Here is a 21,545-nt window from a genome sequence, read left to right as displayed (position 1 = left end):
AGATATAAGTAGCTTCGGCAACGGCCGGTCGGTCCAACATCCGGGGGCTATAGACTCTCCTCGATCCGGACGCCACCGGGCTTGCATCCCGGCCCGAAACTCGTCATATCCCCGGCCGCGCCTGGGTAGCTCAGCTGGTTAGAGCACGGCACTCATAATGCCGGGGTCGCCGGTTCAAGTCCGGCCTCAGGTACCATCCCCTTCGCGCCAGCCCGCCGCGCCCGTCCCGGACGGTGCTCGACCCGGTTCCTACGCCGCCGGCTCGGCGGTGAGGGAGGCGGCGATCGCTTCCACCTCCGCCCGTCCGGGCAGCTGCGCCTCCGGCCTCTGCAGCCTGGCCGCGGCGAAGGCGACCGCCCGGCAGCCCAGCGCCGCCAGCGGCAGGCCGTCGGCGAGGCCGGTGGCGATGCCGGCCACCATCGCATCCCCGGCGCCGACGCTGCTGGCGGCGGCGGGCAGGGCAGGCGCCCGCACCAGCACCGCCTCGCCCGCGGTGACGAAGAGCGCGCCCTCCGCCCCGAGCGAGACCACCACCAGCCGCAGCCCGCGTCCGGCGAGGCCGCGCGCCACCTCCAGCATCGCCGCCCGGTCCGGCAGCGGGTGGGCGGCCCAGGCCTCGAGCTCATGCCGGTTCGGCTTCACCGCATGGGGGAGGACCGGCGCGTCCAGCACCGCGGCAAGCGCCGGGCCGCTGGCATCGACCACCACCCGCGCCCCCTGCTCGGTCAGCAGGCCGACGAGATCGGCATAGGTCTCGGCGGCGAGGCCCGGCGGCAGGCTGCCGGCGAGCACGGCGACCGTCCCCTTGCCGACCGCTACGTGCAGCGCCGCCAGCGCCTCCTCCAGCGCAGCCGGCTCGGGCATGGTGCCGGGCAGGTTGATGTCGGTGGTGGCGCCGGTCGCACGGTCGAGCAGCTTCACATTGGTCCGCGTCTCGCCCGGAATGCGGACGCAGCAGTCCTGGATGCCGCGGGCGGCGAAGAGCGCGCGGTAGGGCGCGTCGTTCTCCGCCCCGAGCAGCCCCGTCGCCGTGACCGCCGCCCCCCAGTCGGCCAGGCAGGCGGCGACGTTGACGCCCTTGCCCGCCGGGTGCCGCGTGGCGCCCTGGGCCAGGTTGACGGCGCCGGGGCGCAGCCCGTCCAGCTCCACCGTCTGGTCGATCGCCGGGTTCAGCGACAGGGTGACGAAGGGTGCCGCCATCAGGCGGCCGCCTGCGGCGCCGGCCGCGTCATCGCATCGAGCCTCATCTCCAACTCCCGCAGTTGCGCGGCCGCGCCGCAGGCGGGGGCGCACGCGGCCAGCCCGCGCGGCACCGCCCATGCCGCCGGAATGTCGCGCGGCGTCACCGAGAGTTCCGCGGCGCCAAGCCCCGTGACCAGCCCCGCGCCGCCGACCCGCAGCGCGATGGGCGGCCGCGCGGCCCCGTGGCGCCGGCCCTGGCCCGGCCTCACACCTCCACGAAGACCCCGCCGCCCTCGACCTTCACCTTGTAGGTGGCGACCGGCACCTCCGCCGGCTCGTTCAGCGCGGCGCCGGTGCGGATGTCGAAGCAGGCCTGGTGCAGCGGGCATTCCAGCTTGCCGTCCTCGCAATAGCCGTCGGACAGCAGCGCGTATTCATGCGTGCAGATGTCGTTGACCGCGAAGATGCCATCCTCGAGCCGCACCACGGCGATGCAGGCATCGCCGATGCGGACGGGCAGCGGCATGTTCTCGGCGAGGTCGCCTTCCTCGGCGACGCGGTGCCATTCGGCCATGGGCGTTCGGACCTTCCTGAACCTCTGGCGGCGGAGGCTAGCCTCGTCAGGCGGCGCTCGCCACCTGCTGCGGGATGGCGGGGGCGTTGCCCTGCCAGATCGAGAGGGCGACGTACTCCACCGGGTCATGCGTGCAGAAGACGGCCAGCGAGGCATCCGGCTCCGCCAGCAGGGTGCGCAGCCGGGCCTGGTTGGCGCGGGCGAGGCGCCCGTCCCAGGCCATGAAGCGCTCATAGGCGGCGGTGCCGGCGGGGCAGCCGGGAAGCCGCTCATGCACCTCGCGGCGGCTGAAATAGGCATCGCCCGCATGCAGCATCCAGCCGCGCGGCCCCTCGATGGCGACGCCGGCATGGCCCGCGCTGTGGCCGGGCAGCGGCACCATCAGGATCTCGGGCGGCAGGCCCTCGAGCTCCGCCACCGCGTCGAAGCCGAACCAGCGGTCGGTGGTGCGCTCGGAATAGGTCCGCCAGCGAGCGGTATCGCCCCACTGGGCCGGGCGGTAGCGCAGCCGGTCGAGCCAGGTACGGCGGCTGCGCGCGGCCTTCGCCTCCGGCGCCATCACATGCACCGCCGCCTGGGGGAAGTCGATCAGCCCGCCGGCATGGTCGAAGTCGAGATGGGTCATGACGATGTGGCGCACGTCATGCGGCGAATGCCCGAGCCGGCGGAGCTGCCGCAGCATGGTGCGGTCCGGGTCGAGGCGGAAGCGCAGCAGCGCTGCGTTCACGGCGGGCAGGCGCAGCCAGGGCCGCGCCACGTCGCGCAGGCCGAGGCCGGTATCGACCAGCACGAGGCCGTGACGGTCGGTCTCGATCGCGAGGCAATGGCAGCTGATGCGGCCGATGGCGCCTGGGCTGGCCCCGTCCATGAGGGCGCCGCCGAAGGGCCGGGCCGGGCCGCAATCGAGATGGTGGATGCGCATGCCGTGTCCTCCTGGCAGGAGCAACGGCAGCGGGGCGGCGCGGGTTGCCCGCTCAGCGCCGCGCGGGCGGGGTGGTATCGGGCGGCACCGGCAGCTTTTCCCACCTCGGATAGGAGCGGGGGTAGATGATCTGGTCCTTCGGCCCCGGCGCCCGCGGCGGCCCGGCCCGGCCGCAGCCCGCGAGCGGCGCCAGGGCAAGCAGGGCCAGCAGCAGCCGGATCATGCCGGGCCATGCCCCACGGATGGCGGGTTGCGGATCATGCCTCGGCCCGTTGTCCTGCCGCATGGGTCACGCCCCCGGCCGTTGCGGCCCTTGGCGGTCGCGCTCCAGCCGCTCGCGCCACTCGGCGGCCATGCGGCGGACATTCTCCGGCGCCGTGCCGCCGAAGCAGGCGCGCGAGGCGACCGAGGCCTCGACCGTCAGCACGCCGAAGACGCCCTCGGCGATGCGCGGCTCCTCCGCCTGCATCTCGGCGAGCGAGAGGCCGGCGAGGTCCGTGCCCTTCGCCTCCGCCTTGGCGACGAGGCGGCCGGTGACGTGGTGGGCGTCGCGGAAGGGCATCCTCAGCTCGCGCACTAGCCAGTCGGCGAGGTCGGTCGCGGTGGAGAAGCCGGCGCCGGCCGCCGTGCGGAGGCGGGCGGCATCCGGCTGCATGTCGCGCACCATGCCGGCGGTCGCGGCGAGGCAGAGGGTCATGGTCTCGGCGGCGTCAAACAGGCCTTCCTTGTCCTCCTGCATGTCCTTGCCATAGGTCATCGGCAGGCCCTTCAGCATGGTCAGCATGCCGATCAGCGCGCCCGTGACGCGCCCGGTCTTGCCGCGCACCAGCTCCGCCGCATCCGGGTTGCGCTTCTGCGGCATGATGGAGGAGCCGGTGGTGAAGGCGTCCGAGAGCTTGACGAAGCCGAAATAGGGGCTGGTCCAGATCACCACCTCCTCCGCCAGGCGCGAGAGATGGGTGGCGCACATCGCGCAGGCGAAGAGGAATTCGGCGGCGAAGTCGCGGCTGGCGACGGCGTCGAGGCTGTTGCGCATCGGCCCGTCGAAGCCGAGCGCCTCGGCCGTCATCTGCCGGTCGATGGGGAAGCCGGTGCCGCAGAGGGCGGCGGCGCCGAGCGGGCTCTCGTTCATGCGCGCGCGGCAATCGAGGAGCCGCCCGCGGTCGCGCGAGAGCATCTCGACATAGGCCAGCATGTGGTGGCCGAAGGTGGTCGGCTGCGCCGGCTGCAGATGGGTGAAGCCCGGCATCACGGTCGCCGCATGCGCCTCGGCCTGCTCGACGAGGGCCTGCATCACGTCCTCGATCTGGCCGGTGAGGCCGTCGATGGCGTCGCGCACCCAGAGGCGGACATCGAGCGCCACCTGGTCGTTCCGGCTGCGGCCGGTGTGCAGGCGCTTGCCGGCCTCGCCGATGGCCTCGGTCAGCCGCGCCTCGATGTTCATGTGGATGTCCTCGAGGGCCTCGTCCCAGGGGAAGTCCCTGGCCTCGATCCGCGCGGCGATGGCCTCCAGCCCCTGCCGGATCGCCGCCTCGTCCGCACTTGAGATGATGCCGACCCGGGACAACATGGCGGCGTGGGCGAGGCTGCCCCGGATGTCCTGGCGCCACATCTTTCGGTCGAAGCCGATCGAGGCGTTGATCGCCTGCATGATGGCGGAGGGCCCCGCGGCGAAGCGGCCGCCCCATTGGGAGTTGCCAGGGGTGGGATTTGACACGATGGCTGCGCTTTCCGGACTGCGTGCGACCCGCCGGGCGATGGCTCTGGCGGCGGCCGGGACCCTAGCGGGAGCCGCCTTCGGGCGCAAAGCCCTCGCCGCCCAACAAGCCGCCCTCTTGGCCGAGTCCGGGCCGAAGCCGCTGCCGGAGTTCACCTTCACCGATGCCGAGGGCAAGCCGCACACCGTCGCGGATTTCGCGGGAAAGGGGCTGCTGATCAACCTCTGGGCCACCTGGTGCCCGCCCTGCGTCGCGGAGATGCCGGCGCTCGATCGCGCCCAGGCGGCGCTGGCGGCGGAGGGCATCATGGTCCTGCCGCTCTCCTCCGACCGTGGGGGGAAGGTGATGGTCGAGCCCTTCTACCGCGACAAGGGCATCCGCCAGCTCGGCCTCTGGCTCGACCCGCGCGGGGCGGCGGGCCGGGCGCTCGGCGTGCGGGGCCTGCCGACGACGCTGGTGGTGGACCGCGAGGGGCGCGAGCGGGCGCGGGTGGAGGGCGACCAGCCCTGGGATTCGCCCGAGATGCTGGCCGCGATCCGCCGGCTCGTCGGCCCGCCCCCGGCCCCGTCGGACCAGCAGAGGACCTGAGCCTCAGGGCTCCAGCTTCACCCCCGTCCGCTCCACCACGGTGCGGAACTTCGCCACCTCCCGCTCGAGGAAGGCGCGCGCATCGGCAGGCGTGTTGGGCGCCGTCCACACATCGACGCCCGCGGTGAGCAATTTCTGCTGGAGCGTCGGCTCGGCGAGGGAGGCAACCAGCGCCCGGTTCAGCGCCGCCTGCAGCGGGGCCGGCATGCCCGACGGGCCGAGGATGATGTTCCAGGTGGCGAGGTCGTAGCCGGGCACCCCGGCCTCGGAGAGCGTCGGCAAATCGGGGAAGGAGGGGAAGCGGCGGCTGCCCGTCACCGCGATGCCCCGCACCATCCCGTCCCGCACCTGCTGCGCGGCGGAGGCGAGCACGGCGATGCCGAACTGCCCCTCGCCCTGGAAGATCGCCGTCAGCATCTGCCCGCCGCTGCGATAGGGCACATGGACGAAGCGCGTCCTGAGGTCGAGCGCCAGCAACTCGGGCGCTAGGTGCGGGATGGAGGCGACGCCGGAGCTGGCGAAGGTGACGCTCTCGGGCGGGGCGGCACGCAGCCGCTCTAGCACCTCGGGCGCCGTCCGGGCGGGGAAGTCCTTGTTGACGATGAGGACCAGCGGCGCGGTGCCGATCACGCCGAGATGCGAGAAATCCGCCACCGGGTCGTAGCGCGTGCCGCCCACCAGCGCCGCCGGGGCGATGGCGTGGGAGGAGCTCTCGACCAGCATGATGGTGTGCCCGTCCGGCGCCTGCCGCCGCAGCCAGTCGCTGGCGACGATGCCCGCGGCACCCGGCCGGTTCTCCACCACGACCCGCGCCTCCGGCCCGAGATTGGCCGCCAGCCGGTCCGCCAGCAGCCGCGCGGCGATGTCGGTGGAGCCGCCCGGCGCATAGCCGGTGGCCAGCGTGATCGGGCGGTCGGGGAAGGCCCAGGCCTGGCCGGCGGCCAGCAGGAGCGGCAGGGCAAGCAGCAGGCGGCGCATGGATCATTCTCTCCCGGACTTCGTTGCCGGGGAGAGTAGCGGGACGCCGCGGCGGGGCAAGCGGCTCAGCCTGCGGGCATGGCCTCCGGCGGCGTGCGGCCGATGACCGGCCCCATCAGCCCGAGATCGATCGCGGTGCGGTAGACCGCCGCCGCGAAGCCCGGGCTGCCGGCGAGCGATGCGAGGCGCAGCCGCGCTGCCGGCTCAGCCACCAGCCGCTGCAGCGCCGGCCCGTCATCGGGCAGGGGGAGGGTGGGGATGACCGGGCCGCGCTGCGGCGGCGTCCCGAGCAGCAGCCGCTCCACCGCCCGGCTGTCGAGCGAGACGACGGCGCCGCAGGTCATCGGCAGGTCCTCGTCGGGCCGGGCGAGGCGGGCGCCGACCAGCGCGCCCGGTGCCCGCTCCCGGTCGAGGAAGCGGTCCCAGATCACCAGGGGCTGGCCATCCGGGAAGCTCTCGGCGCGGACGCCGCCCTCCGCATTCGGCCCGAGGATCCGCCAGAGGCCGAAGGAGGCGGCCATCAGCGCCTCCAGCAGGCGGTGCTCCTCGCTGCCGGGCAACGCGGCCTCGGCGCGGGCCTGGCGCTCGATGGCGCGGGTGTGGTCGCCGAGCAGGTCGAGCACGGCGAGGTCGAAGACCACGGCAAGCTGCATCGGGTCGGCCGGCACCACCTGCTTGCCGTCCCAGAGCGAGAGGGCACGCGCCTGCTGCGCCAGGCTTGCCAGCGGGATGCGCTTCGAGGCCTCGGTGAGGATGCGCCGGCGGATGGCCGCATAGCGGCCATAGCGCGCGGCTGGGGTCAGGTCGGCGTCGCTCAATTCGGGACGGTCACGCCGAGCTTGCGGGCGCAGGCGACGATGCCGGCCCAGGTATCCGGCTGCAGCGGCACGCCATGGGCGAGGCGTTCCGCCTTCAGCCGCGCCTCGGTCTCGCCGGGGGCCAGGACCTCGCCGCCGGGCTTGGCCGGCCGGCAGGACTTCACCCAGGTGACATACTCCTCCGCCGCCTGCTTGAAGGCTGCCTCGGTGCCGAAATGCCGCGGCGAGATGTAGATCGACAGCATGCCGTTGGCGATGCGCCCGCGCGCATCGACCGGGCCGGAGCAGCCGCCCCCGGTGAAGGCGCCTGCCAGCAGCTCGCACATGAAGGCAAGGCCGGAGCCCTTGTGCTCGCCGAAGGCGCGGATGGCGCCGAGCCCGCCCGACGGGTTGCGCGGCCCGACCGGGGGGTAGTCGCCATAGAGCGTGTGCGGGTCGCCCGAGAGCGTCCCGTCCGGCTCGATCAGCGCATCCGGCGGGAGCGGCTTGCCGCCATTGGAGGCGACCAGCACCTTGCCCTCGGCGACATGGGAGGTGGCGAAGTCGAGCACCACGGGCGGGTCAGTCGGCACGCCGACGCTGAAGGGCGCGGTGGAGAAGCGCCGCTCCGTCCCGCCGAAGGGGGCGACGAGCACGCTGCCGGCCACGTTGACGAAATGGATGGAGATCAGCCCGGCCGCGACCGCCTGCTCCGCATAGGCGCCGATGCGGCCGACATGCCCGGCATTGCGCAGGGCGATGATGGCGGTGCCGTGCTGCCGAGCCCGCTCGATGCCGAGCGCCACTGCCTGCGGCGCCACGGTCTGGCCGAAGCCGTAATGCCCGTCGAGCAGGGCGAAGGCGCCGCCATCGGTGACGAGTTCCGCCTGCTGCCCGGCCACCACATAGCCGGCCTGCTGCCAGTCGACATAGCGCGGCACGCGCGCCACGCCATGGCTGTCATGCCCGGCGAGGTTGGCGCCGAGCAGGTGCTCGGCGATGCGGTCCGCCTCGGCCGCCTCGCAGCCATTGGCGCGGAAGATGTTGCCGACGAGGGCGGCGAGGAGTTCGGCGCCGATCAGCACCGGTTGGTAGTCTGCCATGCGGCGATCCTAGCCCCTCGATCCGGCCTCGGCTACAGGACGAGGTCCGTCTTCGGGTCGATCAGGTGCATCTGGTCCATGTCGACCGCCATGGCGGCCACCCGGCCGGGTGCCACCTCCACCGCCGGGTCGAAGCGGGCACAGATTTCATGCCCCTCCACCCAGAAATGCAGCAGCGTCTCCATCCCCATCGGCTCGACAACCTCGGGCGCGGCCTCGAAATGGGCGATGTTCGGCCGGTGCTCGTTCGGGTGCGGCTCGGTCAGATGCTCCGGGCGGATGCCGAACAGCAACTCCTGGCCGACATACGGCTGATAGCGGGCGGCGCGGGCGGCCGGCACCGGCAGCACCGCCCGCTCCGTCATGCGGACGACGAGGCCGGAGCCGGCCTCCTCCAGCCGGGCGGGGATGAAATTCATCGACGGGCTGCCGATGAAGCCGGCGACGAAGCGCGTCCGCGGGTGGTGGTAGAGCTCCTGCGGCGGGCCGACCTGCTCGATATTGCCGTGGTTCATCACCACCACGCGGTCGGCGAGCGTCATCGCCTCCACCTGGTCGTGGGTGACGTAGACGGTGGTGGTGCGGACGGTCTGGTGGACCTTCTTGATCTCGGTCCGCATCTGCACGCGCAGCTTGGCGTCAAGGTTGGAGAGTGGCTCGTCGAACAGGAACACCTTCGGGTCCCGCACGATGGCACGGCCCATGGCGACGCGCTGCCGCTGGCCGCCCGAGAGCGCCTTCGGCTTGCGGTCGAGCAGCATGCCGATGTCGAGGATCTTGGCCGCATTCTCGACCCGGCGCCTGATCTCGCCCTTGTCGAACTTCCGGAGGGTGAGGCCGAAGGCCATGTTGTCGTAGACGGTCATGTGCGGGTAGAGCGCGTAGTTCTGGAACACCATGGCGATGTCCCGGTCGCGCGGCGGCACGTCGTTGACGACCGTGCCGCCGATATCGATCTCGCCGCCCGAAATCTCCTCGAGGCCCGCGATCATCCGCAGCGTCGTCGACTTGCCGCAGCCGGAGGGGCCGACGAGCACCACGAACTCATGGTCGGCGATGTCGAGGTCGATCCCCTTCACGGCCTGGACGCCGCCCTCGTATTCCTTGACGACCTTGCGGAGGTGCACCTGTGCCATGGCGCGGCTTATCCCTTCGTCGCGCCGGCGGTCAGGCCGGCGATGTAGTAGTCCATGAGGAAGGCGTAAACGATGACCGGCGGCAGGGCCGCCATCAGCGCGCCCGCCATGATCTGCCCCCAGGCGAAGGTGTCGCCGCGGATGAGCTGGGAGACGACGCCGATGGTCAGCGGCATGTGCTCCGGCGTGGTGACGAAGGCCGTCGGGTAGACGAAGGCCGCCCAGGAGACGGTGAAGGCGAAGATCGTCGCCGCGATGATCCCAGGAAGCGCGACGGGGATGAAGATCTTGGTCAGCATCTGCATCCAGCCGGCGCCGTCGATCAGCGCCGCCTCGTCTAGCTCCTTCGGGATGGAGGCGAAGTAGCCGATCATGATCCAGGTGCAGAATGGCACCGTCAGCGTCGGATAGATCAGGATCAAGCCCCAGATCGAGTTCAGCAGGCCGAGGCCACCCACGATCTGGTAGAGCGGGATGAAGAGCAGCGTGTCCGGCACCAGGTAGGTGAGGAAGACGCCGGTCGCCAGCGCCTGGCTGCCCCAGAACTTCATCCGCGCCAGCGAGAACGCCGCCAGCACCGAGATCACCATGGAGATGGCGACGACGCAGAGGGTGATGACCACGCTGTTGAAGAAGAAGCCACGGAACAGCGGGTTGGCGATCAGCTCCATGTAGTTCTCGAGCGTCGGCGCCCGGACAATCCACGGATTGCCCGAGAGGTTCGAGATCTCCGCGCTGCTCTTCAGGCTGGTGACCAGCATGTAGAAGGGGGGTGCCAGGAAGATGATCGTCGCCACGATCAGCGAGGCATAGGCGGTCCAGAGCGCCCAGCGGCGCTCCGACCTGAGGCTGCCGAGCTTCTTCCCGGTATAGGAGGCGATGGTGCTCGCGGTGCTGGCGGACATCACATCTGCTCCTTGTTGCGGCGGTTGATGCCGCGGAGGATGAAGAAGGCGAAGACCGCGAGCACCGGGAACATGAAGAGGCTCACGGCCGCGCCGCGCGGCAGGTTGCCGGAGAGAATGCCGACCTGGAAGGCGTAGGAGGCGAAGACCTGCGTCAGGTCGCGCGGCCCGCCATTGGTCAGCACCCGGACGATGTCGTAGTTGGCGAAGGTCACGATCAGGCTGAACAGCACGGTGATCGAGATGATGTTCTGCATCATCGGCAGCGTGACGTAGCGCAGCCCCTGCCAGCCCGTGGCGCCGTCGATGGCGGCCGCCTCGTAGAGCTGGTCCGGCACCGATTTCAGCGCCGCCAGGTACATGATCATGAAGAAGGGCGAGCCGTACCAGACATTCACCAGGATGACCGAGAAGCGCGCCCACCAGGGCTCGCCCAGCCAGGGCACGGCGGGCACCGCGAAGATGTTCAGCAGCCAGTTGATGGAGGAATAGGAGGGATCGAACATCCACCACCAGCCGAGCGTGGACAGCGCCGGCGGGATGACCCAGGGGATGAGCAGCATGCCGCGCCACTTCCGCTGCCCCTTGGCCGGGATGTGGTGCAGCATGTGCGCCAGCCAGAAGCCGATCAGCGCCTTGGCGATCACCGCGCCCACAGCGAAGATGCAGGACTGCCAGATCACCATCCAGAAGGTGTCGCTCTCCAGCAGGATCTCGAAATTGCCGAGGCCGATATTGGCCGTCATCCTGCGGTTGAGCGTCGAGAGCCACATGGCGTAGCCGGCCGGATAGACCACGAGGCCGCCGATCAGCGCGATCAGCGGCAGCGCCATCAAGAAGGCGATGGTCGATCGGCGCCGGGCGAAGCGCTGCATCGTATTGGCGCGCCCGGTGGTAGCCGGGGCCGGTGCGCCGGCGACGAGGGTGCCGTCCGCGGCCATGCTCAATCCTCCCTGAAAGTGGCGGACGGCAGTGGCCGCCCGCCCTTGATCGTCAGCCGCCGCGGACGATCGTCGTCAACTCACGCTCCAGCCAGCCGAGCGCCTGGTCGACGGACTCGCCGCCCTGGGCGACGCGGGCGATGACCTTGGTGTTCAGCGCCTGGACGTACATCTGCGCGGCGAATTCACCCGGCGCGGGAGCGAAGGCGATGGACGGCTTGGCCTTGTGGTGCGGCTTCAGCGGGTAGTTGAAGACCGTGCCGACCGGTGGGCCCTCGGTCTCCCAGATCTTGAAGTCGCTCATGCTCTCGAAGGGCGGGATGTCGTAGCCACTGGTCTTGCTGGTCAGCGCCTCGGCCGAGGCGCGCTCGCTGAGGAATTCCAGCAGCGCCTTCGCCGTCTGCTTGTTGCGGCCGAAATTCCAGATGCCCGAGGTCCAGGGCAGGTAGGCGAGGAAGCGTCCCTCCGGCCCCGCCGGCATCGGGATGGTCCAGCACTTCTCGGCCACCTGCGGTTGGTCGCGCTTGGCCACCGCCCAGGCGGAGGGCGGGTTGAAGACGAGGGCGGACTTGCCGGAGATCAGCGCCCGGTTGTTGGAGGCGTCGTCCCAGGCCCAGACATCGTTCGGCAGCGTCTTGGCGAGCCGCACGGCGAATTCGACGGCGGTGCGCAGCTTCGGGTTGTTGCGGACGGTCGGCTTGCCCTTCTCGTCCATCATCGAGGCGCCGTAGCTGGCGAAGAGCGCGCCGACCCAGTCTACCGCATCGGAGAAGGCGCCCATCGGCAGGCCGAAGGGATAGCCGGCCTTGGCGCATTTCTCCGCTGCGGTAAGGAAGGTGTCCCAGGTCCAGGTATCGGCGCCCGGCCCGGCTTGGCCGCCAGCCGGCCACATGGCGCGGACATCGATTCCGGCATGCTCCTGCATCAGGTCGAAGCGGACGCAGGCCGGCTTGTTCTGCGTGCCGGAGGTCGCCGGCACGCCGCGCCAGGCGCCCTCGCGCTTCGCCAGGTACTCGGCGACCGGGTTGATCGGGCCGTATTTGGCAACGAGCCGGCCGATGACGTCATCCACCGGCTCCAGCACCTGGGCGTAGGTGCCGACATCCCAGGGTGCCAGGGAGATGATGTCGTGCCCGCTCTTCGACTGCGCCTGGGCGGCGCCGGCGAGCTGGAGCTGGTTGCCCGTGGTGTTGATGAAGTCGAGCGTCACCTCGACGCGGTTCTTGTCGCTCCAGTCCTTGACCAGGGCGCGCATGGCGTCGTTGCCGGTCGGGACCCAGTGGTCCCAGAAGGCGACGCGCAGGTTGCCGCCCGTGCCCTGGGCGTGGACCATGGGTGCCGAAAGCACCCCCGCCGCGATCACGCCAGCCCCCGAGCGCAGTGCCCCGCGCCGGGTCATTCCCTTGTCTGCCATCCTTGTCGTCCTTCCCAGCGGGCGGGGCGGCCCGCCCTGACCCTGTCGCGGACCTGTCCCGGTCCCGGTCATGACTGTGGCGCAGCCCTGCCCTGCTGACAACGGGGGAGCAATGGATGTGGCGGGAACGTGGGGGGCGGCCGGCCGTTGGGCGACAATCCGATACACAAGGACCGTCCCGATGCGAACCATCACCGGCCTGTTCGACTCCCGCGCGGAAGCCGAGCGTGCGGTCGAGACCCTCGTGCAGCAGCTCAACTACGACCGCGACCGCATCCAGGTGCAAGCGGCGGGGGCGGACAACGCCACCGCCGGCACCCAGGACCGGCGGAGCGAGAACCACCACGGCTTCGACCGCGGCCATGGCGGCGGCGAGGGCATCCTCGTCTCCCTCCTCATCGAGGAGGACCAGGTGGAGAAGGCCACCCGGGCGCTCGAGACCAATGGCGGCCGGCTCGGCGAGCAGTCGCCGGGCGACCAGCGGCCGGGGGAGCGCAGCCCCGACATCTAGGCCCCGCTTGCCGCCGCCCCGCCCGGGGGCGAGCATGGCAGCATGCAGGACCTCCCAAGCTTCGCCGACATCGAGGCCGCCGCCAGCCGGCTGCGCGGCCTCACCCTCCGCACCCCAATGCTGCGGCACCCGCTGCTGGACGAGCTGGCCGGCGGCACCATCCTGGTGAAGCCCGAGCCCCTGCAGCGGACCGGCAGCTTCAAGCTGCGTGGCGCGCTGAACGCCGCGCTGCAGCTGCCGCCCGAGGCCAGGGCCGGCGGGGTCGTCACCTATTCCTCCGGCAACCATGCCCAGGCAACGGCCTGCGCGGCGCAGATGCTCGGCATGCCGGCGGTGATCGCCATGCCGGCGGACGGCGCCGCCATCAAGCGCGAGGCGACACGGCGCTGGGGCGCCGAGATTCTCCTCTTCGACCGGCACGCCGTGGACCGCGAGGCGCTGGCCGCCCGGCTGGTGGCAGAGCGGGGCGGCACCTTCATCCCGCCCTTCGACCATCCGCATGTCATCGCCGGCCAGGGCACGCTGACGGTGGAGCTGGTGGAGGATGCGCGGGCGGCCGGCCTCTCGCTCGATGCGCTTGCCGTCTGCACCGGCGGCGGCGGGCTGGTCGCCGGCTGCGCCCTGGCGATGGGGGCGCTGGCGCCCGGGGCGGAGGTCTGGGCGGTGGAGCCGGAGGGCTGGGACGACACGCGCCGCAGCCTCGCCGCCGGGGAGCGCCTGGCGAATGACGGCACGGGCGACGCGCTCTGCGACGCGCTGCTGGCGCCCAGGCCGGGGGCGCTGACCTTCGCAGTCAATCGGCGGCTCCTGGCCGGCGGGCTGGTGGTGACGCCGGCGGAGGTGTTCGGCGCCATGCGCTTCGCCTTCGAGCATCTGAAGCTCGTCGTCGAGCCGGGCGGGGCGGTGGCGCTGGCGGCACTGCTGGCCGGCAAGCTTCCGGCGCGCGGGCGCTGCTGCGGCATCGTGCTCAGCGGCGGGAATGTCGATGCCGCGGTCTTCGCCCGCGCCTTGCAGGCAGGCGGATGACGTCCGGCGGCCCCAGCCGGTGCCGCGGACGGAGGGTGGGGAAAGGCCCCGCTTCGGCCATGTCCTCCGTGGCGCCTCCGCCATCGGCATGACGGTCCGGGGCTGTGGCCCGCGCCAGGGCGATGCGCGCCCCTGCCGCCGTCCTGCCCGGCGCCGTCATCCGGGCGACGGCGGTGAACCGGACGGCGGGCCCGGTCGGCTAGATATGGGCCTCGCGGCCGCGCTCGGAGCAGGCCCAGCCATGGTCGTGGACGAGCCCGTCGTCGTAGCACTCGTCGGCCAGCGCGATGCGGCGCGGCTCCGGCTCGGCCTGGGTCTCGTCGCGCCAGGGCATCGGCTCGGCCGCCCAGCCATGGGAACGGACCAGGCCGTCGTCGTATTCGTCGTTGGACATGGGACGCTTTCCTCTGGGTTGGGGGAAGGGCCCCGCACGAGGCGGGGCCGGGGGCTCACTTCGCCGGGGCAGGCTCGCGAGCCGGCGCGTGATCGTGGTCGTGGTGGTTGTCGTGGAATTGGGCGGCCTCGGTGCTGGTGGCGAGCGCCGTGGTGCTCGACTGGCCGCCGCCCGCCGTGGTGGCGACCGCGTCGAAATAGCCGACGCCCACCTCGCGCTGGTGCCGGATGGCGGTGAAGCCCTCCGCCTCGGCCGCGAATTCCGCCTGCTGGAGCTCCGAGTAGGCGCCCATGCCGCGGTCCTTGTAGCCGCGCGCCAGCTTGAACATGGAGAGGTTCAGGCTGTGGAAGCCAGCCAGCGTGACGAACTGGAACTTGTAGCCCATGGCGCCCAGCTCGCGCTGGAACCTCGTCGCCGCCTCGATCCCCATCTTCCGCTGCCAGTTAAAGCTGGGCGAGCAGTTGTAGGCGAGCATCTTGCCGGGGAACTCGCGCTGGATGGCTTCCGCGAAGTCGCGCGCATCCTGCAGGTCGGGGTCCGAAGTCTCCCACCAGAGCAGGTCGGCGTAAGGCGCGTAGGCCAGGCTGCGGGCGATCGCATACTGCTTGCCCATGCCGGGGCGGATGCGGAAGAAGCCCTCGGGCGTCCGCTCGTCGGTGATGAAGGGCCGGTCGCGCTCGTCGATGTCGGCGGTCAGCAGCTGCGCGCTCTCCGCATCGGTGCGGCAGAGGAGGACGGTGGGGACACCTTCGACATCGGCGGCAAGGCGGGCGGCGTTCAGCGTGCGGATATGCTGCTGGATCGGCACCAGCACCTTGCCGCCGAGATGGCCGCACTTCTTTTCGGAGGCCAGCTGGTCCTCGAAATGCACGCCGGCGGCGCCGGCATCGATCATGGCGCGCATCAGCTCATAGGCGTTGAGCGCGCCGCCGAAGCCGGCCTCCGCATCCGCCACGATCGGCGCCATGTAGTGCGTCGCATCCCCCTTGCCCTCCTGCACCGCGATCTGGTCGGCGCGGCGCAGCGCGTTGTTGATGCGGCGGATAGCGTTGGGGACGCTGTCGACGGGATAGAGCGACTGGTCCGGATACATGGTGCCGGCGGTGTTGGCGTCCGCCGCCACCTGCCAGCCGGAGAGGTAGATCGCCTTCAGCCCCGCCTTCACCTGCTGCAGCGCCTGCATGCCGGTGAGCGCGCCGAGGGTGTTCACGTAGGGCTCGGTCTTCAGCAGCTGCCAGAGGCGGCGCGCGCCCATATCGGCCAGCGTGTGCTGGATGCGGAAGCTGCCGGCGAGGCGGGCAACATCGGCTGGCGTGTAGTCGCGGCGGATGCCCTCGAAGCGGCCCGGATCGGGCCGCTCGCCCCCATGGCTGCCATCGGGCGCGAAGCAGGGGGCAGGAAGCTGAGGCATTCGGTTCTCCAGTCCATCACGTCTCGTCGGACGAGTGAATAATTCACATTGTCGGCCCGAAGTTCAGCGGCTAGATGCGGTAAAACGCTGCAAACCTGTCGAGATTCGCACAGGATCGGAGTGGTTTTTGTAAAGGATGTGAAGCGTGTCGCGTCCCTTGATCGGTCGCACCATCCGCCGCCTGCGGCAGGAGAAGGGCCTGGCGCAGCAGGCGCTCGCCGCGCGGCTCGGCATCTCCGCCAGCTACCTGAACCTGATCGAGCACGACCAGCGTGCCGTCACCGCCAGCCTGCTCATCAAGCTGACCGAGGCGCTGCAGGTCGACATCGCGGCGCTCTCCGGCATCCGCGAGAAGGCGCTGGAGACGGGGCTGCGTGAGGTGCTGTCAGACCCGCTGCTCGGCCTCGACGAGGTGCCGGAGGAGGAGATCGCCACCATCGCCGGCAGCGCGCCGCATGCCGGGCGGGCGATGCTGGCGCTCTACCGCGCTTGGCGCGTGGCGCGGGAGGATTCGGGCGGCATCGCGCTGCCGACCGGCCGCCGCCTGCTGCTGCCGACCGAGGAGGCGCGCGACTTTTTCCATGACCGCGCCAACCATTTCCCGGTGCTGGAGGCGGCGGCGGAGGCGATCGCCGCCGAGATGCGCACCACGCTGCCCTCCGAGATGAACCATGCCGTCGCGCAGCGGCTGCGCGAGCGCCACGGCCTCACCGTTGTCGTCGGCCCGCTGCCCGGCGCGCTGAGGCGCTACGACCCGCAGGGCCGGCGGCTCGACCTCTCGGAATCCCTGCCGCGGGAGAGCCGAGGCTTTCACCTCGCCTTCCAGCTCATGCTGTTGGAGGCCAGCGAGGCGGTGCAGGCCGCGCTCGGCGGCTTCGAGCCCTCGAGCCCGGAGGCGGCCGCACTCATCCGCATCGGCCTGCTGAATTACGCCGCCGGCGCGCTGCTGATGCCCTATGCCGCCTTCGCCGGCGCCGCGCGTAGCCTGCGTCACGATGTGGAGGCGGTGGCGGCGCGCTTCGGCGTCTCCTTCGAGCAGGCCTGCCACCGCCTCACCACCCTGCAGCGCGAGGGGGCGCGGGGCGTGCCCTTCTTCTTCCTCCGCGTCGACCCGGCCGGGAATGTCGACAAGCGCTTCAGTGCGGCCGGCTTTCCCTTCGCCCGCTTCGGCGGGAGCTGCCCGAAATGGATCGTACATCACGCTTTCGCCATGCCGGGCCAGGTGCGGGTGCAGCTGGCGCAACTGCCGGATGGCGGCACCTTCCTCTGCTTCGCCCGCACGGTGCACGGCGCGCCGACGCGTTGGGGCGAGCCGGCGGCGGTGCAGGTCGTCGCCATGGGCTGCGACCTCTCCCGCGCGCCGGAGGTGGTCTATGGCGACGGGCTCGACCTGGAGAAGGCGATGGTCGGGATCGGCCTGTCCTGCCGGCTCTGCGACCGGCTGGATTGCCGCAGCCGCGCCTTCCCGCCGCTGGAGCACCGCCTGGCGCTCGATCCGCTGGTGACGACGGCCGCGCCCTACCAGTTCAGCGCGCCGAGGGGGTGAGGCTCGGTCGATTTATCGTCCTGTCATCGCTCTTGCGCCGAACTGCCCCTTGACCGCGGCTCGCTGTACCGCGAGTTTTGCCAATCGCCAGACCTCGGTTCCCCACGGACCGGGGCGGCGGGCCGTGCACCAAGGAAGGGGCATGGCTTAAGGAGCACCGAAGAGTTTCCGATATGGCCAAGAACGAGAGCTGGCGCCCCCGTAAGCCCCGCAAGCGCGGCTTCGACGACGACACACCCGACTTCCCGGGCGGCTGGGCACCGCCGCCCCCCAACTTCTCCAGCGGCGGTCCGCCCATGGCCCGCACGCCGTCCGTCTTCGCCTCCGGGCCGGAGCTGAAGGCGACGGTGAAGTGGTTCAACCCGGAGAAGGGCTTCGGCTTCGTCGAGCTGGGTGATGGCTCGGGCGATGCCTTCCTGCATGTCTCGGTGCTGCAGCGCGCCGGCAGCGATGCGGTGAACCCGGGTGCCGGGCTCCGCGTCCGCGTCGGGCCGGGGCAGAAGGGCCAGCAGGTGACCGAGGTGATCGAGATCACCAGCCCCGGCGAGGCCCAGGCGCCGCGCAGCGGCGGCGGCATGGCCGGCGGCTATGGCGGCGGGGGCGGCGGCTTCGGCGGCCCGCGTCCGCCGCGTGCCCCTGGCGGCGGTGGCGGTGGCTTCATGCCGCAGGGCGACGCGCAGGAGATGCGCGGCACCGTCAAGTGGTACAGCCCGGAGAAGGGCTTCGGCTTCGTCTCCCCCGAGGGCGGCGGGCGCGACGTCTTCGTCCATGCCACGGCGCTGGAGCGCAGCGGCCTCACCCCGCTGGCCGAGGGCCAGGCGGTGGTGATGAAGGTCGTCCAGGGCAAGAAGGGCCCCGAGGCGGCGACGCTCACGCGCGACTAAGCGTGAATTAACCCGGGCCGCCTCGCGCGGCCCGGGCCTTGCCCCTCGTGGCGCATCGGCATATCACGGTCCCAAGGCGTTGAATCGCCGGGGAGGGTGTGCGGATGCTGTTGCGGCGCGAACGGGCGATGACCGCCATCGCCATCATGCTCGACGTTGCCTTCCATGCGGGGCGCAGCGAGGCGGTGAGCGCCGCCGACATCGCCGAGCGCCTGGGCCAAGCCCGGCGGGGCATCGAGCCCGTGCTGCAATCCCTCTCCCGTGCCGGCCTGCTGGACAGCATCCGCGGGCCGAAGGGCGGCTACCGGCTCGGCCGCCCGCCGCGCGACCTGCGCCTCGCCGAGATCGTCTCCACCGCCCTCGACGAGGATGGCACGCCGGATGCGCCGCAGGGCCGGCTGCAGGCCGCGGTGGTGGCGCCGCTCTGGAGCGAGCTGGAGGGGCTCTGCCGCGACCACCTCACCAAGCTGACCGTCGCCGACCTCATCAAGCGCGCCGCCGCGGCCGGGGTGAAGCGGCCGGTGGTGGAGCCGCTGAACTTCGTCATCTGACCCCCGCCTGGATCGCGCGCCACACCTTCTCCGCCGTCAGCGGCATGTCGAGATGGGTGACGCCGAGCGGCGCCAGCGCATCCAGCACCGCCGCCACCACGGTCTGCGGCGCGCCGATCGCCCCCGCCTGGCCGGAGCCCTTCACCCCGAGCGGGTTGGACAGGGTCGGCAGCTCGCCGAAGGTGACTTCGAGCGGCGGCAGGTCCTCGGCGCGGGGGATGCAGTAGTCCATGAAGGAGGCGGCGAGGAGCTGGCCGGAGCCGGGCTCATAGGCCACCTCCTCCAGCAGCGCCTGGCCGATGCCCTGGGCGAGGCCGCCCTGCACCTGGCCCGCGGTCAGCAGCGGGTTGATGAGACGCCCGTAGTCGTCGACGGCCTGGTAGCGCAGCAGCGCGACCTGCCCGGTCTCCGGATCGACCTCCACCTCGGCGCAATGGGCGCCGGAGGGGAAGGTGACGAGCTCCGAGAGGTTCATCGCCTCGGCATCCAGCCCGGGCGGGGTGCCCTCGGGCAGGCTGGCCGGGTCGCGCGCCGCCTCGGCAACGGACTCCAGCGCCACGCTACGCTCCGTCCCCCGGACCAGGAAGCGGCCCTCGGCATAGTCGAGCGCCTCGGGCGCCGCCTGCAGCAGATGGGCGGCGACCGGCCGGGCCTTCTCCAGCACCGCCTCCATCGCCATCACCAGCGCCGTGCCGCCGACATGGAGCGAGCGCGCCCCGCCATGCCCGTTGCCGAAGGGCACCACGGCGGTATCCGCCTGCACCAGCCGGAAGCGCTCGGCGGGCAGGCCGAGATGCGCCGCGGCGAATTGCGGGAAGCTCGTCTCGTGCCCCTGGCCGTTCGACTGGGTGCCGAGGCAAAGCTCGACCATCCCATCGGCCGCGAAGCGCACCGCCGCCCATTCCTGCGGCGCCCCGCGCGCGGTCTCAAGGAAGCAGGCGATACCCTGGCCGCGCAGCCTGCCGCGGGTCTTGCTCCCCGCCCGGCGGGCGGCGAAGCCGGGGCGGTCGGCTAGCGCTTCCAGCTCCCGGAGGTTGTCGGCGAAGCGGCCGGTATCCATCAGCATCCCGAGCGCGCTGCGATGCGGGAAGGCGGTGACAAGGTTCCGCCGGCGGAGCTCCACCTGGTCCATGCCGAGCTGCCGCGCCGCCGCCTCGACCAGCCGCTCGGTGAGGTAATTGGCCTCCGGCTTGCCGGCGCCGCGATAGGCATCGACCGGCGTGCTGTTGGTGAAGGCGCCCGTCACCTCGAGCCGTATGGCTGGGATGGCATAGACCCCGCCGATGGCCGTCGAGACGGAATTGGTCGGGCAGGCTGGGCCGTGGGAGGAGCAATAGGCGCCCAGATCGGCCGCGAGGTCGGCATGCAGGGCGAGGAACCGCCCCCCGGCATCGAGGGCGAGGCGCGCCCGGCCGCGCAGGTCGCGCGCATGGACGGCGCCCTGGAACTCCTCCGTGTAGTCTGCCGTCCAACTAACCGGCTGGCCGAGGCGCCGCGCCGCCAGCAGCAGGCAGACATATTCGGGGAAGAGGAAGTTCTTCAGCCCGAAGCCGCCGCCGACATCGGGGCAATGCAGGCGGAAATTCTCCTCCGGCAGGTGGAAGACGTCGCGGGCAAGCTGGCGGCGGATGCCATGGACGCCCTGGCCGCTCAGCATCAGGTCGAAGCGCGCCCTGTCCCAGCGGGCAACGGCGGCGCGCGGCTCGATCGGCGCGGCATGGACGCGGTTGTTGACGAGGTCGAGCTCCACCACATGCGCCGCCGCGGCGAAGGCGGCCTCGACCGCCTCCCTGTCGCCGCGCTCGAAGCGGAAGGCTTCGTTGCCCGGCGCCTCGGGCCAGATCTGCGGCGCGCCGGGGGCGAGCGCCGCGCGGCTCTCGACCACGGCCGGCAGCGTCTCGTACGCCACGGCGATGGCCTCGGCGGCATCGCGCGCCTCCGCCGCCGTCTCGGCGACGACGAAGGCGACCGGCTCGCCCACATGCCGCACCGCATCGCCGGCCAGCGCATGGCGGGGCGGGATGATGATCGGCTTCACGGTTGCCACCACGGCCGGGCAGGGCAGGGGGCCGATGCCCTCCGCCACGAGGTCGGCATGGGTGAGCACCAGGCGGACGCCGGGTATCGCCCGCGCCGCCGCGGCATCGAGGCCGAGGATGCGCGCATGCGCATGCGGCGAGCGCAGCACCACGCCATGCAGCGCGCCGGGCACGGCGATGTCCGCGACATAGCGCCCCTCGCCGGTGAGGAAGCGCCTGTCCTCCCGCCGCCGGACGGAGCGGCCCGCCTCGCCCTCCGGCATCAGCCGCGCGCCAGCCGGCGGGCGACGAATTCCAGCCGGTCCTGGCCCCAGAAGATGTCCTCGCCGATGACATAGGCGGGGGCGCCGAAGACGCCGCGGGCCAGCGCCCGCTCGCTGTCGGCGGCGCGCATCTCCGCCCAGCGCGGCTCCTGCCCAAGGGCGAGCACCGCCGGCCCGTCGAGCCCGGCCTCCTCGATCAGCCGCGCCAGCGTCGCGTCGTCGCCCGGATCCAGCTCATCCTCCCAGCAGGCCTTCAGCACGCGATGGGCGAGGCGGATGGCGGGCGCATCGCCCATCGTCTCCCGCACCGCGATCACGCAGCAGGCGGCTGGCAGCTCCTTGGCCGGGAAGAATTTCGGCTTGATGTGGATCGGGATGCCGAGCGCCTCCCGCCAGCGTGCCAGCTCCTGCAGCCGGTAGGCCTGGCGCTGCGGGCTGCGCTTCGGCAGTGGCAGTCCGCCGGAGCCGGCGAAGATGGTGCCGAAATCGACCGGCCAGATGCGGAGGCTCGCGCCGTGCTGCGCCGCCAGCGCCTCGATCCGCGCCGCGCCGAGATGCGTCCATGGCGAGTTCAGCGAGGCGTAGTAGTCGATATGCAGGCTCATGGCGGCGCTCCTCCGGCTATGGGACAGTCTGCACGCTTCGCCACCGGGCGGGAATAT

Annotated in this window: 23 protein-coding genes and 1 tRNA gene; 7 read left to right on the top strand and 17 right to left on the bottom strand. The window is 71.7% G+C overall.

The window, feature by feature from the left end:
• Positions 1-119 precede the first annotated feature (119 nt).
• Positions 120-196, top strand: a tRNA-Met gene (locus AC5JJ1_RS07310).
• A 53-nt stretch (positions 197-249) separates the two neighbouring features.
• On the opposite strand, the gene AC5JJ1_RS07305 is transcribed toward AC5JJ1_RS07310, so the two are convergent.
• The 6 genes from AC5JJ1_RS07305 to argH all read right to left on the bottom strand — a co-directional run bounded on the left by AC5JJ1_RS07305 (position 250) and on the right by argH (position 4,395).
• A complete protein-coding gene (locus AC5JJ1_RS07305) occupies positions 250-1,200 on the bottom strand; it encodes a 1-phosphofructokinase family hexose kinase (protein ID WP_495784452.1) in 951 nt (316 codons plus the stop codon).
• Entirely contained in the window at positions 1,200-1,451 is a 252-nt protein-coding gene (locus AC5JJ1_RS07300; RefSeq protein ID WP_495784451.1) for a hypothetical protein, read from the bottom strand. Before AC5JJ1_RS07300 ends, AC5JJ1_RS07305 begins: the two co-directional genes overlap by 1 nt.
• A complete protein-coding gene (locus AC5JJ1_RS07295) occupies positions 1,448-1,756 on the bottom strand; it encodes a non-heme iron oxygenase ferredoxin subunit (RefSeq protein ID WP_495784450.1) in 309 nt (102 codons plus the stop codon). Before AC5JJ1_RS07295 ends, AC5JJ1_RS07300 begins: the two co-directional genes overlap by 4 nt.
• Positions 1,757-1,802: 46 nt before the next feature.
• The gene (locus tag AC5JJ1_RS07290; protein WP_495784449.1) at positions 1,803-2,678 is read right to left on the bottom strand and encodes an MBL fold metallo-hydrolase; all 876 of its coding nucleotides are present in this window, start codon (positions 2,676-2,678) and stop codon (positions 1,803-1,805) included.
• Positions 2,679-2,730: 52 nt separating this feature from the next.
• Entirely contained in the window at positions 2,731-2,901 is a 171-nt protein-coding gene (locus AC5JJ1_RS07285; RefSeq protein ID WP_495784448.1) for a hypothetical protein, read from the bottom strand.
• A gap of 66 nt (positions 2,902-2,967) precedes the next feature.
• Positions 2,968-4,395, bottom strand: coding sequence for an argininosuccinate lyase (gene argH, locus AC5JJ1_RS07280; protein WP_495784447.1), 1,428 nt, complete (start codon positions 4,393-4,395; stop codon positions 2,968-2,970).
• A gap of 1 nt (position 4,396) precedes the next feature.
• On the opposite strand from argH, the gene AC5JJ1_RS07275 reads away from it, so the two are divergent.
• Positions 4,397-4,984 (top strand): TlpA family protein disulfide reductase, encoded by a 588-nt coding sequence (locus AC5JJ1_RS07275; protein WP_495784446.1) that lies wholly within the window; start codon positions 4,397-4,399, stop codon positions 4,982-4,984.
• A 3-nt stretch (positions 4,985-4,987) separates the two neighbouring features.
• Here AC5JJ1_RS07275 and AC5JJ1_RS07270 read toward each other — a convergent pair whose 3' ends face one another.
• From AC5JJ1_RS07270 to AC5JJ1_RS07240, 7 genes are all read right to left on the bottom strand, one after another.
• The gene (locus AC5JJ1_RS07270) at positions 4,988-5,962 is read right to left on the bottom strand and encodes a Bug family tripartite tricarboxylate transporter substrate binding protein (protein WP_495784445.1); all 975 of its coding nucleotides are present in this window, start codon (positions 5,960-5,962) and stop codon (positions 4,988-4,990) included.
• Positions 5,963-6,027: 65 nt separating this feature from the next.
• A complete protein-coding gene (locus AC5JJ1_RS07265) occupies positions 6,028-6,780 on the bottom strand; it encodes a hypothetical protein (RefSeq protein WP_495784444.1) in 753 nt (250 codons plus the stop codon).
• On the bottom strand, positions 6,777-7,862 hold the full coding sequence (locus tag AC5JJ1_RS07260; protein ID WP_495784443.1) for a malate/lactate/ureidoglycolate dehydrogenase: 1,086 nt from the start codon (positions 7,860-7,862) through the stop codon (positions 6,777-6,779). The genes AC5JJ1_RS07265 and AC5JJ1_RS07260 overlap by 4 nt, the downstream gene beginning before the upstream one ends.
• Positions 7,863-7,894: 32 nt before the next feature.
• Positions 7,895-8,998 carry an ABC transporter ATP-binding protein gene (locus AC5JJ1_RS07255; RefSeq protein WP_495784442.1) on the bottom strand — a complete coding sequence of 368 codons (1,104 nt, stop codon included), beginning with the start codon at positions 8,996-8,998 and terminating at the stop codon, positions 7,895-7,897.
• A gap of 8 nt (positions 8,999-9,006) precedes the next feature.
• Positions 9,007-9,903 (bottom strand): carbohydrate ABC transporter permease, encoded by an 897-nt coding sequence (locus tag AC5JJ1_RS07250; protein ID WP_495784441.1) that lies wholly within the window; start codon positions 9,901-9,903, stop codon positions 9,007-9,009.
• On the bottom strand, positions 9,903-10,844 hold the full coding sequence (locus AC5JJ1_RS07245; protein WP_495784440.1) for a carbohydrate ABC transporter permease: 942 nt from the start codon (positions 10,842-10,844) through the stop codon (positions 9,903-9,905). Before AC5JJ1_RS07245 ends, AC5JJ1_RS07250 begins: the two co-directional genes overlap by 1 nt.
• 52 nt (positions 10,845-10,896) lie before the next feature.
• Positions 10,897-12,258 carry an ABC transporter substrate-binding protein gene (locus tag AC5JJ1_RS07240; protein WP_495784439.1) on the bottom strand — a complete coding sequence of 454 codons (1,362 nt, stop codon included), beginning with the start codon at positions 12,256-12,258 and terminating at the stop codon, positions 10,897-10,899.
• A 181-nt stretch (positions 12,259-12,439) separates the two neighbouring features.
• Between AC5JJ1_RS07240 and AC5JJ1_RS07235 the strand changes: the two genes are divergently transcribed.
• Positions 12,440-12,769: a hypothetical protein gene (locus AC5JJ1_RS07235; RefSeq protein ID WP_495784438.1), complete on the top strand. Its 330-nt coding sequence runs from the start codon at positions 12,440-12,442 to the stop codon at positions 12,767-12,769.
• Positions 12,770-12,811: 42 nt separating this feature from the next.
• The gene (locus AC5JJ1_RS07230; RefSeq protein ID WP_495784437.1) at positions 12,812-13,795 is read left to right on the top strand and encodes a threonine ammonia-lyase; all 984 of its coding nucleotides are present in this window, start codon (positions 12,812-12,814) and stop codon (positions 13,793-13,795) included.
• 199 nt (positions 13,796-13,994) lie between these two features.
• Here AC5JJ1_RS07230 and AC5JJ1_RS07225 read toward each other — a convergent pair whose 3' ends face one another.
• Positions 13,995-14,189, bottom strand: a complete 195-nt coding sequence (locus AC5JJ1_RS07225) for a hypothetical protein (protein ID WP_495784436.1) — start codon at positions 14,187-14,189, stop codon at positions 13,995-13,997.
• 55 nt (positions 14,190-14,244) lie between these two features.
• Complete coding sequence (gene aceA, locus AC5JJ1_RS07220) at positions 14,245-15,600, bottom strand: isocitrate lyase (RefSeq protein WP_495784435.1); 1,356 nt, start codon at positions 15,598-15,600, stop codon at positions 14,245-14,247.
• Positions 15,601-15,745: 145 nt separating this feature from the next.
• Between aceA and AC5JJ1_RS07215 the strand changes: the two genes are divergently transcribed.
• The 3 genes from AC5JJ1_RS07215 to AC5JJ1_RS07205 all read left to right on the top strand — a co-directional run bounded on the left by AC5JJ1_RS07215 (position 15,746) and on the right by AC5JJ1_RS07205 (position 18,581).
• On the top strand, positions 15,746-17,146 hold the full coding sequence (locus AC5JJ1_RS07215; protein ID WP_495784434.1) for a helix-turn-helix domain-containing protein: 1,401 nt from the start codon (positions 15,746-15,748) through the stop codon (positions 17,144-17,146).
• 173 nt (positions 17,147-17,319) lie between these two features.
• Positions 17,320-18,030: a cold-shock protein gene (locus AC5JJ1_RS07210; protein ID WP_495784433.1), complete on the top strand. Its 711-nt coding sequence runs from the start codon at positions 17,320-17,322 to the stop codon at positions 18,028-18,030.
• A gap of 104 nt (positions 18,031-18,134) precedes the next feature.
• Entirely contained in the window at positions 18,135-18,581 is a 447-nt protein-coding gene (locus AC5JJ1_RS07205; protein WP_495784432.1) for an RrF2 family transcriptional regulator, read from the top strand.
• Here the strand turns inward: AC5JJ1_RS07205 and AC5JJ1_RS07200 are convergent.
• A complete protein-coding gene (locus AC5JJ1_RS07200) occupies positions 18,574-20,883 on the bottom strand; it encodes a xanthine dehydrogenase family protein molybdopterin-binding subunit (protein ID WP_495784431.1) in 2,310 nt (769 codons plus the stop codon). The two genes, AC5JJ1_RS07205 and AC5JJ1_RS07200, sit on opposite strands and share 8 nt — an antisense overlap.
• Positions 20,883-21,488, bottom strand: coding sequence for a 2-hydroxychromene-2-carboxylate isomerase (locus AC5JJ1_RS07195; protein ID WP_495784430.1), 606 nt, complete (start codon positions 21,486-21,488; stop codon positions 20,883-20,885). The genes AC5JJ1_RS07200 and AC5JJ1_RS07195 overlap by 1 nt, the downstream gene beginning before the upstream one ends.
• Between the last annotated feature and the right edge of the window lie 57 nt (positions 21,489-21,545).

This window comes from Belnapia sp. (genome assembly GCF_059504005.1).
The sequence above is the reverse complement of the archived record's forward strand: the minus strand, read 5'-3'. Positions and strand labels throughout refer to the sequence as shown.

Bases quoted from the DNA above. Each gene is read 5' to 3' on its own strand.
- AC5JJ1_RS07305 (WP_495784452.1), bottom strand. From the start codon at position 1,200: ATGGCGGCACCCTTCGTCACCCTGTCGCTGAACCCGGCGATCGACCAG.
- AC5JJ1_RS07295 (WP_495784450.1), bottom strand. From the start codon at position 1,756: ATGGCCGAATGGCACCGCGTCGCCGAGGAAGGCGACCTCGCCGAGAAC.
- AC5JJ1_RS07290 (WP_495784449.1), bottom strand. From the start codon at position 2,678: ATGCGCATCCACCATCTCGATTGCGGCCCGGCCCGGCCCTTCGGCGGC.
- AC5JJ1_RS07285 (WP_495784448.1), bottom strand. From the start codon at position 2,901: ATGATCCGGCTGCTGCTGGCCCTGCTTGCCCTGGCGCCGCTCGCGGGC.
- AC5JJ1_RS07275 (WP_495784446.1), top strand. From the start codon at position 4,397: ATGGCTGCGCTTTCCGGACTGCGTGCGACCCGCCGGGCGATGGCTCTG.
- AC5JJ1_RS07270 (WP_495784445.1), bottom strand. From the start codon at position 5,962: ATGCGCCGCCTGCTGCTTGCCCTGCCGCTCCTGCTGGCCGCCGGCCAG.
- AC5JJ1_RS07260 (WP_495784443.1), bottom strand. From the start codon at position 7,862: ATGGCAGACTACCAACCGGTGCTGATCGGCGCCGAACTCCTCGCCGCC.
- AC5JJ1_RS07255 (WP_495784442.1), bottom strand. From the start codon at position 8,998: ATGGCACAGGTGCACCTCCGCAAGGTCGTCAAGGAATACGAGGGCGGC.
- AC5JJ1_RS07250 (WP_495784441.1), bottom strand. From the start codon at position 9,903: ATGTCCGCCAGCACCGCGAGCACCATCGCCTCCTATACCGGGAAGAAG.
- AC5JJ1_RS07245 (WP_495784440.1), bottom strand. From the start codon at position 10,844: ATGGCCGCGGACGGCACCCTCGTCGCCGGCGCACCGGCCCCGGCTACC.
- AC5JJ1_RS07240 (WP_495784439.1), bottom strand. From the start codon at position 12,258: ATGGCAGACAAGGGAATGACCCGGCGCGGGGCACTGCGCTCGGGGGCT.
- AC5JJ1_RS07235 (WP_495784438.1), top strand. From the start codon at position 12,440: ATGCGAACCATCACCGGCCTGTTCGACTCCCGCGCGGAAGCCGAGCGT.
- AC5JJ1_RS07230 (WP_495784437.1), top strand. From the start codon at position 12,812: ATGCAGGACCTCCCAAGCTTCGCCGACATCGAGGCCGCCGCCAGCCGG.
- AC5JJ1_RS07225 (WP_495784436.1), bottom strand. From the start codon at position 14,189: ATGTCCAACGACGAATACGACGACGGCCTGGTCCGTTCCCATGGCTGG.
- aceA (WP_495784435.1), bottom strand. From the start codon at position 15,600: ATGCCTCAGCTTCCTGCCCCCTGCTTCGCGCCCGATGGCAGCCATGGG.
- AC5JJ1_RS07210 (WP_495784433.1), top strand. From the start codon at position 17,320: ATGGCCAAGAACGAGAGCTGGCGCCCCCGTAAGCCCCGCAAGCGCGGC.
- AC5JJ1_RS07205 (WP_495784432.1), top strand. From the start codon at position 18,135: ATGCTGTTGCGGCGCGAACGGGCGATGACCGCCATCGCCATCATGCTC.
- AC5JJ1_RS07200 (WP_495784431.1), bottom strand. From the start codon at position 20,883: ATGCCGGAGGGCGAGGCGGGCCGCTCCGTCCGGCGGCGGGAGGACAGG.
- AC5JJ1_RS07195 (WP_495784430.1), bottom strand. From the start codon at position 21,488: ATGAGCCTGCATATCGACTACTACGCCTCGCTGAACTCGCCATGGACG.